Below are 1883 nucleotides of genomic sequence, written 5' to 3'. Positions count from 1 at the left end.
TTTTTTTTAAATAACTTGCAGTAATATACAAAGTACAATTTCAAATTCCTTTTTTATAGAATTTGAGCCGTTGTGCGTTGAACGGTAAACGGTGAAAGAAAACACGGTTTTAAGAATGTACGCAAGGGTGAGAGCTACCCTTTTAAAAGGCTTGGGTCAGGTTGCTCTATTGGGAGCGTTTAAAAGTACCTAATTTACTAATGCAAGGGTAAGGGGTATGTTTGCTAGGGGGAGCATTAGCAAAGCCGTTAAAAAGGCGTTTAAACGTAGTCGAAACAGCTCTACAAAAGCTCTACAAAAGCTCTGCAAGAGTCACACGATTTTCAATCCCCTCTCACACTAGGGGATAAGTCTGTCCAGATACAAAGATACAAAGATACAAAGTCATTCGATTTTCAGTTCTCTTTGTCAAACGTTTTAGAAAAATTAATATAAATAAATATAAAACAAGTTAAGAAAACAGTTACTAGAGTACAATGACGAGGTAGCGAAAGCGTGGCGAGGATTGGACTCAATCAACTACAAAAAATTTAGATAGATAATACTCGCAAGAGTTATTAAACATGAGGGGGTTATAATTGGTATGGTTAGAAATTTAAAAGAAAATAATCTTATTTCTTATGAAGAATTTAAAACAAATAAAGAAAAATATAAGTTTGAAATTGACTTTGTTTCTAAAAGTGATTTAGACCTTGATAGAGATTCAAGAGATAAATTGAATTTAAAAAAATTTTCTAAAAAAATTGATTTAAGAATTGGAGATATTGAGGTTTATATTTTAGATTTAATTACTAAAGAAAAGGGAATTTCAAAATCAAAGTTTCTAAGAAATTTGATTTTAGAATTTGGAAAAACTTTAAAGCTTGATGAAAAATTTGAAAAAGATTATTTTATAAAATTAAAAGAATATAACTATTTATTTTATCAATTAGAAAGTAAAAGAAATGAAAGAGAAGAACTTTTAAAATTAAGGGGAACAGATAAAAAAACAGCTAATAAATTATATTATAAAAGAACTAAATTAAAATTTGAAATTGAAAATTTGAAAAGTGACCTTAATCAATTGAAAAGTTTTATAGAAAGATACGAAATATTATTCTCTGACTGAAAAGAAAAGAGAATACACGTCTCCTCGTTTATTTTTGTCGCACAAAAGTGCTGCCAAAAATAAACGAACGTGCTAGGCGTTCCCCCTAGACCCCCTGTTAGCAAAGCTAACTTGTTGATTTAATTTATAAGTAGTATATTTAATATACTATAAAATGAATCAACCCCTATTTATTTCTAAAGATTCATTTCTAATTTTTTAGAAATGAATCTTTAGAAAACACCCCAATCATGGGGTTTAAATTTTATAAATATTTTTAAGGAGTGGTTTTATGAAAACTGTTTTAGATTTAGAAAAAGATAATTTATTTGAATACTTTTCAAATATAGGTTTAAACCAACAAAGTGATTTTATAGAAAAATATTCCAAATCCGAAGAAGAAGAAATGCTTTACCATAAAATTTTTGAAAAATGTCTTCAAATTCAACAAGAAAAAATGCTAGAAGAACAAGAAAAAAATTTTAAATAATAAACTTGGAGGGGAAAAATGAAAAGAATTTTATTATTTGTATTTATTTTATCACAATTATCATTTTCTTTGACAGTGTATGATCCTGCCAATCATTCAGTAAATACACTTCAAAAAATAGAGAATGTAAGGCAAACATTGGAGCAAGTACAACAGACACAAAATCAAGTAAATCAATTACAAAATGACGCATTAAATCTTAATCGTTGGGCAGGTAATTTATTAGAGCAAAATTTAGGAATCAGTAGAAAAGATATAGATAATTTAATATCTATTAGGGGTCCCGTCAGGAAAACGCGGAATAAC

General features: G+C 28.0%; 2 protein-coding genes and 1 pseudogene. All 3 read left to right on the top strand.

From position 1 onward, the window contains the following. The first annotated feature begins 583 nt into the window (after positions 1-583). Positions 584-1108, top strand: a complete 525-nt coding sequence (locus HMPREF0202_RS09045) for a hypothetical protein (RefSeq protein ID WP_023050505.1) — start codon at positions 584-586, stop codon at positions 1106-1108. Positions 1109-1379: 271 nt separating this feature from the next. Continuing rightward, entirely contained in the window at positions 1380-1577 is a 198-nt protein-coding gene (locus HMPREF0202_RS09040) for a hypothetical protein (protein WP_023050504.1), read from the top strand. 18 nt (positions 1578-1595) lie between these two features. Then, positions 1596-1883 (top strand): annotated as a pseudogene (locus tag HMPREF0202_RS09035) (hypothetical protein); the annotation flags it as partial.

The organism is Cetobacterium somerae ATCC BAA-474 (assembly GCF_000479045.1).
GTDB lineage: Bacteria > Fusobacteriota > Fusobacteriia > Fusobacteriales > Fusobacteriaceae > Cetobacterium_A > Cetobacterium_A somerae.
Note: the sequence above shows the minus strand (reverse complement) of the source record. Positions and strands in the feature narration are given on the sequence as shown.